Source organism: Flavobacterium sp., from assembly GCF_050696275.1.
Taxonomy (GTDB): Bacteria; Bacteroidota; Bacteroidia; order Flavobacteriales; family Flavobacteriaceae; genus Flavobacterium.
Window position 1 is genome coordinate 1 of sequence record NZ_JBOGUT010000038.1, and the last position, 16,950, is coordinate 16,950.

Here is a 16,950-nt window from a genome sequence, read left to right on the forward strand (position 1 = left end):
ATACATTAAGTATTATAATGATGAAAGAATCAAATCAAATTTAAACAAAATGAGCCCGATAAAATATCGAGCTCACTATTATCAAAATTAATTATAAATTTGTCTAACTTTTTGGGTTCAGTCTAAACAGTAAGGGTTTTTGTTTTTTTGTAACCTAGCTTTCAAATAAGTTGTAATGGCAAGGCATCCGTAAAAACACCTATTCGTTTGCATTCCTGTCATTGTTTCGTGGTTTCTGTCTGCCCTCCCTTTTTTCAATATCAGTTGGATTGTCAAAATAGGATTTCATTGGCTGAGAAGAAAGAAATTGCAGCATCCTTTTTTTTAAGGCAATACGTTTGTCATTATTTTCCGAATCCTGAGTACTCATGAGTTGAAATGCTTTTTCAACATCAGCATTTGTCGGGTTTCGTTTTAATTTATTGCTATTTGGCATGGTCCCGATTACCTGCTTCAGAAATTTACTGGAGTTCGGGTATATGACATATATATATTCGTTGTTGTCAGTCATTACTTTAAGCTTTTTACAAGTTGCCACACTTGATTCTCCGGGTTGATTATGTGGTCCGCGGTCAAATACGACACCCAAAACGGTATCAACTACTTTTCCTTCAGAATCTATTTTAATTGTTATGCTAATATCTCCCACTTCAACACCAACTCTTTTAAAGCCATCATAATGATTTTGCCCATTTTTGCTTCCAGGCAATACGGTTCCATACAATTTGTGAGGATTAAATACACAACGGTACTTACTTTCAAAACTGTTAGAGTCTTGTGTTGTGCCTTCCGGGTTTGCTCCGGACCAATCATCATCCATATCGCAATCGGCTCTGTATCCAATCAGGTTCGTGTCGCCATATATACTTAAGTTATAACCTTTACTATAATACCCATGCGAGGTTTTCCCGTCTCTTTCATTTACTCTGTATTTGATAGGCGCGGTAGATATAACAGTCGGGATGGCATCATTGTTTTCACTGTTTTGCCCAAAAGAAAGAATACTGTCCATACAAAAAAGCAATACTAAGAGAAAAGTAATCGGGGTTTGTTTTTTCTGTGTTTTCATAAATTTATGTATTATGTTACTATTTTTTCTGTTGTGTTAGGTTGTATTTTTCAAATAGATAATTAGTTGTAAATAAAGGCATTGTCTAGTGAAGGTAATCACAATAAACTACTACAGTATCCGTATAAATACCTGTTTTTATAAACGAATAACTAAATAAAAAAAGGTGTCCAGTTTTGCAGACACCAGACACCTTTTTATAAAGAAAAAACAACTTAAAAATGAAACTTTACCTTATGATTGCTTCGGGGAGTTTTGGATAGCATGCACAAAATAAATTCCATTATTATCGGTAATAATACACGCATTGCCATTAAGGACGTTGGTGCCAAAAGACGTCATTGTCCCTAGCCTCAATGCTGAACAGGCAAAAATGTATACATCGGAGGATATGATATGTTCTTTGATTTCTTGCGTTTTCATTTGTTTTTCAGGCATTTTTCCTTGTTACAGGTGGTATTTATGCCTTTAAGTTATAACAAGCGAATTTAAGCAATAAGAAGTTCTTGGTTATACGTATAAATACCTGTTTTTCAGATAGGTTATAAATCGAAATTACAAAATGTTTGTATTCTTACATAAACGAAAAAATCAAAGTTGTCTTTTAATAAAGTAAGTTTTATAAACTACTGTTGCTAACGATGCCATTTTTTAATCTGTTTCGATTAATTTCAATTTGTTTTTCAACATTTCTATTCCTTTTTTTTCTGGTTTTCCGAACGAAGATTTAATCAGAAAATAGCGAATGGTGAAGATGTATAAATTATAGAATATGATTTGCAGTAATTTGGAAGTCAACGCTCCTGAAGGGATTAAAATAGGAATGTACAAAGTCAGATAACCGAGTATAAACAGCCATTTGAATGTCGGATGGAATTTTCTGTTCAATGTGATTTCTGTGAAACCGGTGTCATTTACCTGACCTTCAAAAACACAAAACATAGCTGTTTTTGGTTCCGATAAAATAATTCTAAATCGTCTTTCTTCTACAGTACCAATAAAGGCTTTATCTGTGTTATAGGCTGTACTGCTAAGACTTCCCGAGTAATGATTTTCTTTTAAGATTTGGTATATTTCATCAGGCTTTAATTCGGATTTGAAACAGGAAGTTTCATTGGGAAAAATGTTGAATGGTATTTCTATAAGGTTCTATTGGTAATTAAGGTCATGTCGATATAAGGTTTTCGGGATCTTAATAAATAACAAATTGTCACTTTATTTATATTTATTTACAACTCTAATGATTTCGTTTTTCTTTTCTGAAAATATAATTCCATTGCGACTTGTGTATTTATAAAGCATTACATTTTCATTTTCTAATAATGTTCGATTTTTTTCCAGCAAAGAGAAGCGAGATGTAATATAAGTAGAGTTTCCTTTAATTTTTGCCTTATGCTTCTTTATTTGTTCAATGTTTTCGGATAAGTAGACAAATGAATCATTGGTTTCAAAAACACATACTCCATAATCTAGTAGCACTAAATACAGTAAATCTTTTATTTCATAAGTGATTTTACCGGTTGTAAAACGATAGTTGCCATTTTGATAATAACCATCTATACCATCCAAATTAAAAAAGGAAACTTTCTCATTCAGCACATCATTTATTATTGGTGAATCATTAGAATTTAAAGCCTTATTTATTAGTTCATCCGGCATTCCTAAATAAGTAATGTCGACCATTTCTTTTGTTTCGAAATATAGTGATGACTTGCAATGCAGATTAATTGTGTTATTTTCAAATCTATTTAAAATACAGTATTCTATCAGCTTTATTATTTTTTTAATAGCAATTTCAGCATCTATTATACGAATACAAACAGCTGTTTTTCCCTTGATTTCAGAATGACTCTTTTTTTGCTCAGACTCAATATCTTCAACACCATAACCAATTAGAAAATTAGAAGCTGAATTTCCGTTTTCAACCATAATCATTTTATCATAAAAACTGGTGTAATCGTGGCAAAATTCGATTACGATAGTGTCTTTGTAAGATAATTTTAAACAGAGTTTTTGAGCAAGAAGCCCTGTAATTTTAACCTTCTCCGTTAAACCATAACCATAGAAACCGGTCTTTGTGAGTGTTTTTACGTTTCCAAATGTAGCAGCAATAAACTTGTCCTTATGTGCCGAATAAGAAGAGAGTGTAAATAGAACAAATAATAACTGAATTGCCGTTTTTTTCATAATTGTTATTGGCGTCCTGACCATTTTGAGCAGTGCTTTCTTATCAAACGAGTATATAAATTAAAACAAAATCCCACTATTTTTCAATAGCATTAAAATCAGTTACACATTCAAAACCAAGTTGACCTTTTATTGTGCATAATTCTATTTTACCGCCTTCCCTCGATTTATCGTATAGTGATTCATCAATCGAGAAGCGCTCTTCATTGTTGTTTTGAAGAAGTAAGAAAATAAAATGTTCTTTTGATCGGCTTCCGCTAATTCCTTTTCGCAATAGGGTATATGAAGCACAGTTTTCATTTTCGTCTGCAAAGAAATGATTTATAAAACTTCCACCCGCAGCCGACAGAAGGAATAAACCAACAAACAGCCCAAAATGAACGGTATATCTTCTTCTGCTTTCGTCATAAACAGAAGGATTTGTTCGTTTTAAAAGCACCGTCAAAAGCACTGCCAAACCTATTCCAACAAGACCTGATGTCCAAAAAAGACTAGTTCCGTTAATTGTATTGTCTATCTTTCTAACCTCAAAAAGCAGCGCGATTAAGCCAGTTCCGAATAAGCCGGAAGCAAAACGATACATAAATCGGTCAAATGGCTTTGAGGTTTTTTCATAGGCGACTTTTGGAGGAAAAAAAGCATCAACAATAAACTGAGAAGATTGGGTCAAAATAAGTAATTGATACATTCCAATCAGAAAAAAAGGCAAAGGAACTAGCCGGAATGTGCCTTTTTCCGAAGCAAATAGATAAATTGGAACTGCACAAAGCGCAATGTACAGCAGTCTTTTATAGAAATTTTTTTTTGTTTCGGAAGATTCGTTTTTCGGAGTGGTATTTTTATACTTCTTTTTTTGAGTCATTAAGCTTTGTTTTCTTTCGAGCGAATATATAAAATAAAATGATAGTTCCGCTAAGGAATTATTCTTTGTAATTAATCTAGTTCAAGTCCAACCTGAGGGAATACTTCAGCTTTTATGTATTCCATTATTGAATTTTCTGCTTTCTTAATTTTTTCTTTTCTTTTATATAATTGTGGTCTGACGAAATCCGCAATTTCTTTCCTTTGTTTATTTTCGGCATCTGAATAGTCATCATAGTTGTCATCTGCGAATGTATTGTCATAAAGCAAAATACAAACAGCTTCAATTAAAATATCAATTTTTGCTTTTAAATAACTCGCATCATCAATTTTTTCGAGAATCATATCCAGATAATCAATTTCAGCCAAAAACAATTCTTCGTCTTGTTCCATTAGAAACAAATTAGAATCATAGCCCCAAATGTTTAAGATTTCTTCATCCAATTTTGGATGAGCATGTATAAGTGAGTTACATTTTTCGGAATGGCATTTCGAACATAATGACTTCCAAATTTCATTTGTGTCGTAAAGCTCAAAAGCGGCTTCGATTTTTGTTAAAAATATAAAGTCAACATGGCCACAATCTGCACATTTTCGTTTTAATTTATATTCCATTTAAAGGGTTTTTAAGGAGTAGCTGACGTTTTACGTCTTCATAAGGTTAAGATAAAGGAGTTAAGGATGATCGAATTATGTTGCAGCTTCTAAAGGAAGAAGTATCGTAAAAATAGCATTTCTAACACTAAAAGAAGGCTTTTTTCAATTGAAATTAATCTCTTTTTTGTTCGAAGTAAAAATCCCTTCAATAAAATTCCTGTCTTTGGCTACTGTGCTGAATTCTTCGGGTGACAATTGGTCCTCGAAGTGCGTTTTAATCAAATGTAAGGTGATTTCAAATTCAAATTTGTCCTTCTCATCCAGATAATATTCCAAATCATCCTGAAGGAAATAACGTTCTTTGTTCCAGCTGGTCACTATCGTAAACGATTTGATCTCCTTTGGCAGCATTGTAATTTTCGATTGCAATAAACGGTTGTTTTTCAGAATCCACATTTTATCGTCTGATGTGCCGCCGCTTTTCTGGTAATCGTCAATAATTTTTTTCACCTGCACTTCCTGTTCCGCTATTATTTTTTTGAGCAATGCTTTCGCTTCCGCAGAAGTCTTATCGGGCATTTCAAGATATACATTCCACTCAGCATTGCTTTCACGTTCGTAGAAAGGTCCGTCCAGTGGGGTAAAATGGTTGTTTTGGTAAATTTTATAAATGGGATATAAAGTCAACGAGCTGGCTGCATTGGCAATCAAAGTATTTGGCCGAAGGAAAAAAGAAATTCCAGTTTCAGTCTTGTTTTCAATATGGTACTGAATACGGTAAACGCGCTTTTTTGGATTGGAATTGTCCGAAGTGATGGTATCAATCTTTACATCCAAAGGCTTAGTTTGTGCCAAAAGGGATACAGAGAAAAGCAGGACTATAATAATCTTCATATTAAAATAAACAGTGTGGTTAAAGAACCATTAAATTGCACCCGCGAATATCGGAGTTGTCAAAACGGCCCAGTATTTCAAAGGCATTGTTGCCTGTAATCTTGCCCAAATCTTGTGTGGCAATGAACGAACAGGAGTTGATGTTGGCCAAATCAATGATGTTGATACCGCCGGTTTTTCCAGCAGTTACATACGTTAAAGCATCTTCGGTATCCCGAACCAGGATTTGCATCCAATTAGGGCATTCAAACACACCTTCTCCTAACGAATAAGCTTGCGACAGTAATTCGGTCATTCCGTATTCCGAATGGATGGAAGGCACACCAAAACCGTCACACAATTGTTGGTGCAATTCCTCACGGATCATTTCTTTTCGTTGGCCTTTCATTCCGCCGGTTTCCATAATAATGGTATTCTTTAGATTGAATTTTTGCTTTTCAACTAAGTCAAGCAAAGCATACGTAACGCCTATCAATAGTACATTTTGCCCTTCATTGTCCAAACGGATCAGTTTTTCAATCAATGCATCGTAATTGCGAAGGTAGAATCCGCTTTCGGGATTGTTGGTAAGTTTAATTAAATCGTCTGCCATATGAATCAGTGACGAGCCTTCACGTTCCAAGTAGGAGGGAAGCAGTGCCAAAACCACATAGTCTTCGATGTTTCCGTAAAATTGTGAAAAGGCATTGCGGTAGCTTTCTTCGTAAATACTTACATCGGTGACCAAATGCCTGCTGGTAATCGCACCAGTGGTTCCACTGCTGGTAAATGTCACCTGAATGGGTTCCTGCGAACTGACAACGTCATGGCTTTTGAAAAATTGTATGGGTAAAAAAGGAATCTGATGTATTGCTTTTACATTTCCTTTCTCGATATTCAAATGATGGCAGAATTCCTGATAGACTAAATTGTTTTCATACTGATGACGGAAAACTTTGAGTGCGGTTTTTGCAAACTCTTTTTTGGAGGCGATGTGAAATATATCAGAAGTGCTAAACATGTTCCAAAATTAAGTAAAATAAAAAGGCCCAGCAAAATGCCGGGCCTTAAGTTTTGTATGCTGGGATTATTTCACCTCAAAATTTTTGATTTCTGTTTTATTTCCTTCCGTGATTTTTACTTTGTACATTCCTTTTTCCATTTTAGAAAGGTAAATTGGTGAGCCTACTGTCGAAACAGAATAGACTCTTTCTCCTGTCGCATTATAAAAATGGACTTTTTTTCGCACATACAGATCGGATATTACGTAAATGTGTTTGCCACTTTTCTGGGAATCACACGTTACAATTTTTAATCCTGCGATGCTGTTGCTTTTTGATTTTTTGATAGCCGGTGCTGCAATAGGATCTTCCGTGTTTACAGCTGCATTTATGCTTTGAGGAGTTCCCTTTACAGAATCCGTTGGAATATTAGCTAAGGCACTTAGGTTTACTAACAAGAACAAATAAATTATTTTCATATACACTGATTATTAACTGATTAAATCTGGGGCGAAAGTAATACGAGAGAATGGAACAAAATAATTTAATCGATAACGAAAGGATTTTTCCGATAAAATACATAACTAATTAAAAACAAGCATTTTACAGTTATATTTTCCCTCACCTTTTTTAGTGATGCCCTGTCATTAGTTTCCGTTACAGACGGGACTAACCGGTTTTTATTGCTAAAAAATGTCGCCGTTTGAGGCAATAAAAAAAGCACCAACGCGAATTGGTGCTTTTTCTTATTAGTGGGAAATCAATTATTCAATAACTAATTTTCTTGTAGCTGTTTTGCCTTCTTCAGTAACTTTTATCATATAAACACCCGTTGTAAGTGCTGATACGTTTACCGGAGCATTGGTAACTTTTGTTAAAAGAACGATTTTGCCCAACACATTGTAAATCTCCACTTGTTTCGTTTCAAAGCTGTTTGATGTTACAAATAAGTTTGTTTTTACAGGGTTCGGGTAAATCTTAAGACCATCTATTTCGTTTCTTTTTACTACGCTAAGAGGAATAAGGTTTCCTGTTAATTTAATATCGTCTACTCTGAATCCGATATTTGAAACCGGGTTCTCAAATTTTATTCTCAGGTTAGCTGTTGTAGGAATCGTTCCTGTTGGAGTAATCAAAATCCAAACAGATGTTCCTCCGCCTGTTGCTCTTGTATATGTTAATGGTGTCCAATTGGTGCCGTCAGCGCTTACCTGAACAGTTAATTCATTATTTGCAGCATTGGTTCCTTTTTGCTGCCCGAAAGACAAAATCAAATCAGTATAATTCAGCGTGTTGATTCCTTCAATGATTAGGTTTTTTGCAGGGTCTGTTCCTCCAAAGAAGATACATCCGCTTCCTGAAGCTCCTGTATAAGTATTTAATGGTGTGCCTGAAGGCAGAGAGTTTCTAATATCTGCTGTTCCTGAAAAAACGATTGGACTTCCATTTTGGAAAGTATTGGCGCTAATTGCGATTGTCGAAGCAGGTGTCCCGACATTTTCAGAGAAGATAGTAGTTTGTGCATAACCGGCTGTTAAAACCAGTGTCAATACAGAAAAGTAAATTTTTTTCATTCGTGTTAAATTATTTAAGGGGCGCGAAACTACAAAAAAAAAGAGCACCAATTTGCGTTGGTGCTCTTTTTTATTAGTGAGAAGTTAATTATTCAATAACTAATTTTCTTGTAGCTGTTTTACCTTCTTCCGTTACTTTTACCATATAAACACCAGTTGTAAGTGCTGATACGTTAACCGGAGCGTTTGTTACAGTTGCAGAAAGTACTGATTTACCTAACACATTGTAGATTTCTACTTTTTTAGCTTCAAAGTTATCTGAAGTTACAAATAAGTTTGTTTTAGCGGGGTTAGGGTATACTTTCAAACCTGAGATGTTGTTTTCGGCAACACCAAGAGTAACACTAGTTACATCTGACCAAGTTGTAGCGAATCTAAATTCATCTAATTCAATATTAGGTGTGTCCGTTGCACTACCTTGTCTTACCAAAAATCTTGCAGCTGATGTTAAATCTGTTCCTCCAGCATTAGTTGCAGTTGCTAATGCAGTTGGTTCAGCTCCTCCTAAAACAGGATTAACCCAAAGGTTAACAACATCGTCTGCAGCACTTCCATTAAAAGTATAGCTTGCAACTATTAAATACGTTTGGTTAATGTTATAAGCACTAGGTGAATATACAGAATTTGCAGCAGTTGTTCTTGTATTGATTCCAATGTTAAATGTATTTGCATCAATTTTTTTCAACCATAAAGTAGCTCCAAAACTGCTTGATGTCCCTTGTACCAAACCAGCACAATATCCTCCTGTTACACTTGTTGTAGCTGTTAAGTCAGTTACATTCAATAATAAAGAATAATACACAGTCCCGGTAGTTTGAGAAGTAAAATCTTTTCCTGCGTCTATACCTGCGCCTCCAAAAGCAATCTTATTACCTGCTGAAGCTGGCATCCCTGGATAGCTTAGATTTCCAGCAGTAATTGCTAAATCATCTCCAGTGTTTAAAACAGTCCATCCGGTTTGAGTTTGCAATGCCTGGCCAACAGTATAGTTCAAAGCATCATGATGTGGCAACGCAACTTGCCCAAATGATAAAGAGCTAATAAGTAAAGCGCTTAAAAAGTAAATTTTTTTCATTTTTTTTTAATTTTAATAAAGTGGACGACAAAGATAACAAGTAATTTCTTTACTGTAAAAGAAACATTGTAAATAAAACATTAAATAAACACAATTTTGATTTGTATTAATTATCTGATAATCAGTTTTCTTGTAGCACGAAGCTCACCTTCTTTGATCTTGATAATATAAACGCCTGGTAAAAGGGAAGAAACATTCAGCTCTTTTGTTGCAATTGTTGTTTGCATAATCCGTTTACCCAACACATCAAAAATCTCAATATCTTTAGGGGCTGTACTTTTGGAAGTAATATAAACATGATCGCTACTGGTAGGGTTAGGATATATGTTTAGGTTTTCAAAAGGCTGTTCTTGGTTTTTTGAATTCAATGCGACATCTTTACCTTCCTGAGCAGAAGCGCTTAAGGAAAATAAAAACAGAAATAAAGTAATATAAAAGTAGTTTTTCTTCATTGATTCAAATAATAACGTAAAGATATAAATTTTTTTAAATACTATGTAAAAAAAATGCTCAAAAAATTAATTTTGAGCATTTTAAGGATTTTATAAGGGTTTGCTTATTGAATTAAGTTTGATCCGCCTACTGTAGACCAGTTTCCTGTTGTTAATGAAGCTCCTGTTGCAGCTGCATTTGTAGAGTATTGACCAGCAGGGAAGTTAACAGTAATACTGCCTGTAGCACCAGCTATATCATGAGTTGTGCTAGTAATCTTAACGTTTGTTAATTTGATTTTTGACCCATTTACCTGATTTGTATTCGTAGTTGCGTCTTGGATTTTTACTGCAACACCTTCGTAAGTTGTAGCACCTTCCGTATAATTTCCGTAACCAGAGATTACTACATTACTGAAATCTCCATTTCCTTCTTTTTTGAATTGGAATGCATCCATTTCGATTGCACCAGCTACCTCAGGAGTACAACCTGCCGCTCTTTTTAAAGTAACATTTGTTACTTTAGGAAAGAAAGTATTGTTGTTGTTTGAACATTCGATTTCCATTCCGAAGTTACCTTTAGTCACTTGGTATCCGTACCAGTTTGAGTTGTTTTGACCTTGCCATCCGTCTTGCCAGTCAAAAGCATCATCATAATTTCCATAAGAAATTGCATTAGTCATACTTACAGTACCTCCAAAAAATTCATATCCGTCATCAGCACCTTTGTAAGCTACTAAGTGATCAAGAGTTGTACCTGAACCAACAGAGTAAAAAGTGAAGGCGTTATTTTCTTTTGTTCCGTCAGCTAATTTTGCTCCGGCATATTCTACTCTAACATAGTTTAATGAACCTCCGTTATGAGTTGGGTTTGAACCTCCGTAAGATAATGCATTTCCGTCTTCTGATGTTGAAGTCGTTACTCCGCCGATAGCTTTGATTGGAGCATCTCCATACATAATGATTCCTCCCCATGAACCTGGGATCATCGATTTTTCTGTGAAAACTACTGGTTGTGCAGCTGTTCCGTTAATGATTAATTTTCCACCATTTTTAACAACTAAAGCGTTATCACCTGTTGTTTTGTCACAAGTAATTGTTGAACCTGCATCAAATGTAACAGTTACACCTGACTCGATTTTTACAATTCCTTTTAATGTATAAGTCCCTAAAGGATACGTTTTATTAGCAGTGATTGGGCCAGTTATTTCTCCCGTTACTGTTTCTGCTGTGGTTTCGTCATCACTGCTTGTGCAACTTGTAAAGATTGAAGCTAAAATTGCCAATCCAAAAACGATTTTTTTCATAAGTTTTGTTGTTAATTTTTGTACTACAAATGTATATTTGCTTGTCTTTATGATAGTTATCTAAATATTATAAAAGTGTTATTTTAAGTAGAAGGGAAAGTAAATTTATCGTTAAGAAGTTAACTTTGTCTTTTAACGATCAAAGCTGCCAATTGGCAGCTTTGATCGTTTGAATATATAAAGTATTATTAAAAAGTATACCCTAAGTTTAATGAAAACCCAATTCCTTTTTTATAATTGTTAACCGTATTGGATGGCTCGTTAATTGGAGCATTTCCTTCTTTTCCTAATTCTAAATTTCTTGTTGGGTTAAGTAAATTATCTGCTGAGAATTTTAAATCAAAATGATCTGAAAGTTTACTGCTCCATACAAAATCCAATTGTTGGAATGGCAATTCATTAATATGATCCAGACCTCCCGTTCCTACTGCATAAATTCTTTTTCCAAATACTGAGTAAACCAATGTTACCGTATTGCTCCAGTTTTTGTTTAAATTAAACTGATATTTCAAATCGGAATTGATTAGCCATTTTGATGCTCCTTGTAAATCTCTTGAACGGTGGGTTTCTACCGAAAATACTTCAGTACCGTCAGGTTTGGTCATTCTTTCAGGAACTTCTACTTTAGTCTGCATAAGTGATGTGTTGAAACCTAGTGAGAAATCAGCTAAACTTTTATTCAGCCTTGCGAAATCAAAAATAAATTCTAATTCTGCACCGTAAAGAGTAGCGTTGTCTGAATTTAGATAAGTAATAATTGTACTCGTTGTTGCATTGGATTCAAAAGTTCTTTCAATTGGATTTTTGATTTTTTTGCCAAAAACACCAACTGCAAGCATTTCTTTGTTTGTTGGAAATAATTCGTATTTTAAATCCACATTATAATTATCACTGTTTACTACAAAAGGATTTCCTTTTATAGACGATCCGTCAGCATTGATGTATTCAATAGGATAGGCTTCCATGATAACCGGTTTTGTATAGGTCTGGCTCGCAGCAAAACGAATGTTGGAATTTTCATTTAATCCATATTTTACATTTAATGAAGGTAAAATATATAATTTCTCTTTGTTGATGACTTTAAATTTCTGATCAAATGATCCCTGTTCTCTGTATTTTGTTTCACGTTGCGTATTTTCTGCTCTAAGACCTCCGCTAACTTCCCATTTGTCAGCAAATTTGAACAAGACATTTGCATAACCTGCATTTGTCAGTTCTTTCAATTTAGCTTTGTAAGTAGCATTTGAACTCTCTCTGAAGCTGAAGGCATTTTGGCTTAAATAATCATTTAACTGAGCATCTAAACTGTTTATTGGAACCGTAAAATTATTTGGAGCGAAATTATTAATCGGAGAGATGAAACGGTAAGAAGACTGCATTAATGAAGCACTTCCGTTGTAGCCGATATTTAAGGTGTTTTGTTTTTCTTCCCCACCAAATTTCAAACTATATTCTGCCATTCCTGATAAATAAATGTCACTATTAATATCAAGATACTGCTTGATAAAATTATTTCCGGCTATTGAAGTAATGATGTTTTCTCCATCTTTTGTTCCTGAAAAGAATTTTCTGTCAGGTTGTTGGTAAGATGTTTTTGCATAAGAGCCACCGGCCTTAATAGTTTGGTTTTTATCTGAAGTCAGACTGTATTCGCCAAGCAATTGTGAATTGAAATAATCCGATTGATCCAATTGGTTTGTTCTGATGATAGACTTATTGTTGTTAGCAGATAAATCCGCATAACCATACTGGTCTTTGATAGAACTTTCAGTTGTTCTCAGGTAAAAGTTATTCCAGCTAAGATTCAGTCTTTTTAATGAATAATTCAAACCAAGAAGTGATGATAAAGATGTTTTGTATTTGTATTCTGTATTTATAAAGTCGTTTTTATAAACATATCCCGAAGGGTTATTGCTGAAAGTACGCTCAACACCTTTTTTGATGGAATAGTTATTATCGAAATTTAACGAAAGCAAGTAGGAAAATTTGTTGTCATTTTTCAATTGGAATTTCTCAACATGTAATAATGCAATACTTGTGTTCAAAGGGCTTTTTGTTTCTGTAACGTCAAATCCGCTTTTGAAAGATTCCAATGATTGTTCCGGAGTCAAAGTATAACTGGATGGTTTTCCGCCTAATAATCCCGGTAACGCTCTGTCTTTCCCTGTTAAACCGAAAAAGCCTTTAGTGTTGCTTGCGTCTTCGGAAATCTTAAAATCAACTAAATTATTGTCTGTAGTATAACCCACTCCGACATTCAGTTTCGTAATGCTTTTTGAGCCTTTTGATGTCGAAATGTTGAATGTTCCACCGGCAAAATCACCGTAAATATTTGGGTTGAATGTTTTGTAAACTTCAATAACACTTACGATATCGGTTGGAAACAAATCTAACGGAATGATTTTTTTGAATGGGTTGTTCGAAGGAACGGCTAAGCCATTTACCAATAAGTTATTGTATCGGTCTTCCAGTCCTCTAACAAATAATCCTCTAGAGCCTACTTTAGAAATACCGGTTATTTTTGTCAAACCTTCTTCCACGTCGCTTACTCCTTTTCTGGACATTTCCTGCGCACCTATACTTTGTTTGATTTCAACAGCTTTTTTCTGTTCCATCAATAAGGCGGTTTCTTTTTCACGGCTTACGGTTGCTTTAACCACGACATCTTCCATGGTAACACTTCCTGAACCGATAGTTTCATTTATAGTTTTTTTCTCATTAGCCTTTATTGAAAACGGAACCGATTTCGATTCATATCCAAGAAAACTGAAAACGAGTATGTAATTTCCTTCAGGAACATCAATGGCATATTTACCATTTATATCTGAAGTAGCACCAAAAGACGTACCTTTGATGGTAACATTTGCAAAAGGAAGGGGTTCTCCTTTTAAATCTTTATCAGAAACAACACCTGAAACAGTTCCGTTTTGCGAAAATGATAGTAATGTGGTGATTAAGAATAAAAATGTTAATTTAAATTTCATTGTTGTTGTGTTTTAATTTGGTGCAAAGAAAATTCTACAATGTAAAGTTGGTGTTACTCATAAGTTATGATTTGGTTTTCATTATGTTATCTTAATGTTACCAGATTAAATTTTTGTAACTACAATATTTTCTTTCAAAATATGACTACTTTTACGACACAAAAAACAGATATTACCTTATATGAAAAAGAAAGAGATTAAGATCTTATTAGTGGATGACGAAGCCGATATTTTGGAAATTGTCGGATATAATTTGACTCAGGAAGGATATCAGGTATTTACTGCCGAAAACGGAAAAGAAGCAGTACAAAAAGCCAAAAAACACATTCCTAATCTTATTATAATGGATGTAATGATGCCTGAAATGGATGGGATGGAAGCATGTGAAATTATTAGAAAAACTCCTGAATTGAGTAATACCATTATCACTTTTTTAACTGCCAGAAGTGAAGATTATTCTTTGGTTGCCGGTTTTGATGCCGGAGCCGATGATTATATTACAAAACCAATCAAGCCAAAAGTGTTGGTGAGTAAGGTAAAAGCGCTGCTCCGAAGATTAAAAGAAGATGAAGCTGTGACTGAAAATCTTAATGTTGGAGATATTGTCATTAATAGAGAAGAATACAAGATTGTCAAAGATGGTGTCGAGATTATCTTACCAAGAAAAGAATTCGAACTATTTTATTTATTAGCTTCAAAACCTGGAAAAGTATTCAAAAGGGAAGAAATTCTAGACAAAGTTTGGGGTAATGAAGTAGTTGTAGGAGGTAGAACTATTGATGTTCATATTAGAAAATTAAGAGAAAAAATTGGGGAAGACTTGTTCAAAACCATCAAAGGAGTAGGTTATAAATTTGAATTGTAAATGAGCATTAATTTTAGAAAAACATATAAGTTTGCTGTTAAATCCTCATTATACATCACCCTTTTTGCGACCGGATTTGTATCCATACTGACTTATTTTTTCTTTTATTTCTCGTGGTTGTTTTCTTTGGTTTTTGCAGTTTCCATCCTTGTTTTTTCCTTTTTCATGCTGCAATACAGAGTCGAAAGATTTATTTACCGCAGAGTAAAAAAAATCTACGATGATATTTCTTTTTTAGATTCTACAACCTTTAGAAATCAAGCCATCACTACTGATATGGCAACGCTGACCAAACAGGTTAAAAAATTCGCCACCGACAAAAAACTCGAAATAGAAATGCTGAAAGACCGCGAAGAATACAGACGTGAGTTTTTGGGTAATGTTTCACATGAACTTAAAACACCATTGTTTACTGTTCAGGGATATATTTCAACTTTGTTGGAAGGAGGTGCGATGAAAGATAAAAACCTGCGGAAAAAATACCTCGAACGTGCCGAAAAAGGGGTAGAACGTTTAGTCTATATCGTAGAAGATCTGGACATGATTGCCAAACTCGAAATGGGTGACGAAAGTATGGAAATGGTCGAATTCGACATTATTGAATTGACCCAAAACGTAATGGATTTGCTTGAAATGCAAGCGAACAGAAAAGATATTACACTTAATTTTGATTCCAAATATTACAGACCAATAATGGTTTTCGGAGATTATGAAAAAATACAGCAGGTGGTAATGAACCTAGTTGTGAATTCTATCAAATATGGAAAACACGGAGGATCTACAGAAATTGGGATTGAAGACTTAACGAATAATAAAGTTATCATCCGAGTTACAGATAATGGTGAAGGTATTGAGAAGCAGAATATTCCGCGTCTTTTTGAACGTTTTTACCGTGTCGATAAAAGCGGTGCCCGAACCGAAGGAGGTTCAGGTCTTGGTCTTTCCATTGTAAAACACATTATTGAGGCACATGATGAGAAAATATACGTAGAAAGTACTTTTGGTACTGGTTCGGAGTTTTCTTTTACTTTAGAAAAAGTTGAAACAATTCCTTCCAGGTAACCGTTGTTTTCAGATCTTTTAATCCTTTGTATAAATCTACTTCCAGTAATTTGTCAGATTTGAATTTCTCTTGTTTGCAATAAGGTACTAAACCTTCTTTCTTTAGTTTTTTAGCTAAATATTCTTGCTCGTACTGTCCCGGAGTAGGAATGAAAAACGCTTTTTTTCCCAATTGAGCTAAATCCATTATGGTAGTATAACCTGAACGGCATAATACGATTTCACTTTCGTTAAAAGCAGTTTCAAGTTCCTGTGAATTCATGTAATTATAAAAAACAATGTGATTTTGGTCAGTAACTTTTTGTTCTGCTTCGATTTTTCCTTTTACAAAAACGATTTGACCTTCGTAGTTTTGCAATTCAACAGTCAGTTTCTCTTCCAGCATGGTGCGTTGAGGTTCAGGGCCTGAAAGGATTACCATTAAATCGTATTTTTTTTTCAGCACTTTTTTATGCAGGCGACTCAATGGGCCAATGTATTTTATGTTGTCATGCGGCTTTTCCAAATGCCCCAGATCTCCGGTAAGATTTGGCACCGTATCAACATCAGGTACCCAACATTCGTTAAATTTATTGATGATGTATTGATGCATTTTACTGGTTAGCCAAGTAGTATTTCCAGTCATTACATTCAATTGGTGTGTAATAAAAACGGATGGAATTTTTTTATTCCGTACACCCAAACGGTTATCTGAAATGATACCGTCGATTTGATACTCCTGAATGATTTTTTTAACCAATCTCTTCTCACTGAGGATAGCATCAACCATTTTTGGGCTGTTTGCCAAAATTTTCATCTTAAAGAACATGCCGTTTTTAGGATATTCGATATTATAAGAAGGCAATTCGATCGATTGCAAATGCGGAAATTCTTTTCGTAACAAATCAAGAGCGATACCATCTGAAGCAATGATAGGTGTAAAATTATGAAATTCCAGTGCTTTAATAATGGGAATGCAGCGTGTGGCGTGACCTAAACCCCAATTTAATGGAGCAATTAGTATGTTTTTGTTTTTGTTTTCCAAAGGGAGTAAATAAATTAAACTAAATGTAAAGATAAATCTA

17 protein-coding genes are annotated in these 16,950 nt (G+C 34.4%); 3 read left to right on the plus strand and 14 right to left on the minus strand.

The genetic code is table 11. The annotated features are described in order from the left end of the window. The first annotated feature begins 4 nt into the window (after positions 1 to 4). Positions 5 to 91, plus strand: coding sequence for an IS3 family transposase (locus ACRDEC_RS15335; RefSeq protein ID WP_431497060.1), 87 nt, complete (start codon positions 5 to 7; stop codon positions 89 to 91). 108 nt (positions 92 to 199) lie between these two features. On the opposite strand, the gene ACRDEC_RS15340 is transcribed toward ACRDEC_RS15335, so the two are convergent. The 13 genes from ACRDEC_RS15340 to ACRDEC_RS15400 form a co-directional block, all read right to left on the minus strand. Then, positions 200 to 1,069 carry a hypothetical protein gene (locus ACRDEC_RS15340; RefSeq protein ID WP_431499244.1) on the minus strand — a complete coding sequence of 290 codons (870 nt, stop codon included), beginning with the start codon at positions 1,067 to 1,069 and terminating at the stop codon, positions 200 to 202. 651 nt (positions 1,070 to 1,720) lie between these two features. Further along, positions 1,721 to 2,011 carry a hypothetical protein gene (locus ACRDEC_RS15345; protein ID WP_431499245.1) on the minus strand — a complete coding sequence of 97 codons (291 nt, stop codon included), beginning with the start codon at positions 2,009 to 2,011 and terminating at the stop codon, positions 1,721 to 1,723. A gap of 273 nt (positions 2,012 to 2,284) precedes the next feature. Then, positions 2,285 to 3,256 carry a hypothetical protein gene (locus ACRDEC_RS15350; RefSeq protein ID WP_431499246.1) on the minus strand — a complete coding sequence of 324 codons (972 nt, stop codon included), beginning with the start codon at positions 3,254 to 3,256 and terminating at the stop codon, positions 2,285 to 2,287. 76 nt (positions 3,257 to 3,332) lie between these two features. Further along, complete coding sequence (locus ACRDEC_RS15355; protein ID WP_431499247.1) at positions 3,333 to 4,118, minus strand: hypothetical protein; 786 nt, start codon at positions 4,116 to 4,118, stop codon at positions 3,333 to 3,335. 71 nt (positions 4,119 to 4,189) lie between these two features. After that, positions 4,190 to 4,732: a hypothetical protein gene (locus ACRDEC_RS15360; RefSeq protein ID WP_431499248.1), complete on the minus strand. Its 543-nt coding sequence runs from the start codon at positions 4,730 to 4,732 to the stop codon at positions 4,190 to 4,192. 144 nt (positions 4,733 to 4,876) lie between these two features. After that, a complete protein-coding gene (locus ACRDEC_RS15365; protein WP_431499249.1) occupies positions 4,877 to 5,608 on the minus strand; it encodes a hypothetical protein in 732 nt (243 codons plus the stop codon). Positions 5,609 to 5,627: 19 nt separating this feature from the next. Next, on the minus strand, positions 5,628 to 6,608 hold the full coding sequence (locus ACRDEC_RS15370) for an acyl transferase (RefSeq protein ID WP_431499250.1): 981 nt from the start codon (positions 6,606 to 6,608) through the stop codon (positions 5,628 to 5,630). Between the two features lie 66 nt (positions 6,609 to 6,674). Continuing rightward, positions 6,675 to 7,067, minus strand: a complete 393-nt coding sequence (locus ACRDEC_RS15375; protein ID WP_431499251.1) for a T9SS type A sorting domain-containing protein — start codon at positions 7,065 to 7,067, stop codon at positions 6,675 to 6,677. 285 nt (positions 7,068 to 7,352) lie between these two features. Further along, entirely contained in the window at positions 7,353 to 8,162 is an 810-nt protein-coding gene (locus ACRDEC_RS15380) for a T9SS type A sorting domain-containing protein (protein WP_431499252.1), read from the minus strand. An 88-nt stretch (positions 8,163 to 8,250) separates the two neighbouring features. Further along, entirely contained in the window at positions 8,251 to 9,237 is a 987-nt protein-coding gene (locus tag ACRDEC_RS15385; protein WP_431499253.1) for a T9SS type A sorting domain-containing protein, read from the minus strand. A 110-nt stretch (positions 9,238 to 9,347) separates the two neighbouring features. After that, the gene (locus tag ACRDEC_RS15390; protein WP_431499254.1) at positions 9,348 to 9,689 is read right to left on the minus strand and encodes a T9SS type A sorting domain-containing protein; all 342 of its coding nucleotides are present in this window, start codon (positions 9,687 to 9,689) and stop codon (positions 9,348 to 9,350) included. Between the two features lie 104 nt (positions 9,690 to 9,793). Further along, the gene (locus ACRDEC_RS15395; protein WP_431499255.1) at positions 9,794 to 10,975 is read right to left on the minus strand and encodes a hypothetical protein; all 1,182 of its coding nucleotides are present in this window, start codon (positions 10,973 to 10,975) and stop codon (positions 9,794 to 9,796) included. A 188-nt stretch (positions 10,976 to 11,163) separates the two neighbouring features. Continuing rightward, positions 11,164 to 13,959 (minus strand): TonB-dependent receptor domain-containing protein, encoded by a 2,796-nt coding sequence (locus ACRDEC_RS15400; protein WP_431499256.1) that lies wholly within the window; start codon positions 13,957 to 13,959, stop codon positions 11,164 to 11,166. Positions 13,960 to 14,140: 181 nt separating this feature from the next. On the opposite strand from ACRDEC_RS15400, the gene ACRDEC_RS15405 reads away from it, so the two are divergent. Together ACRDEC_RS15405 and ACRDEC_RS15410 are read left to right on the plus strand one after the other, a co-directional pair. After that, entirely contained in the window at positions 14,141 to 14,824 is a 684-nt protein-coding gene (locus ACRDEC_RS15405) for a response regulator transcription factor (RefSeq protein WP_431499257.1), read from the plus strand. After that, complete coding sequence (locus ACRDEC_RS15410; protein ID WP_431499258.1) at positions 14,825 to 15,886, plus strand: sensor histidine kinase; 1,062 nt, start codon at positions 14,825 to 14,827, stop codon at positions 15,884 to 15,886. Here ACRDEC_RS15410 and ACRDEC_RS15415 read toward each other — a convergent pair. Then, a complete protein-coding gene (locus tag ACRDEC_RS15415) occupies positions 15,849 to 16,910 on the minus strand; it encodes a glycosyltransferase (protein ID WP_431499259.1) in 1,062 nt (353 codons plus the stop codon). The two genes, ACRDEC_RS15410 and ACRDEC_RS15415, sit on opposite strands and share 38 nt — an antisense overlap. Between the last annotated feature and the right edge of the window lie 40 nt (positions 16,911 to 16,950).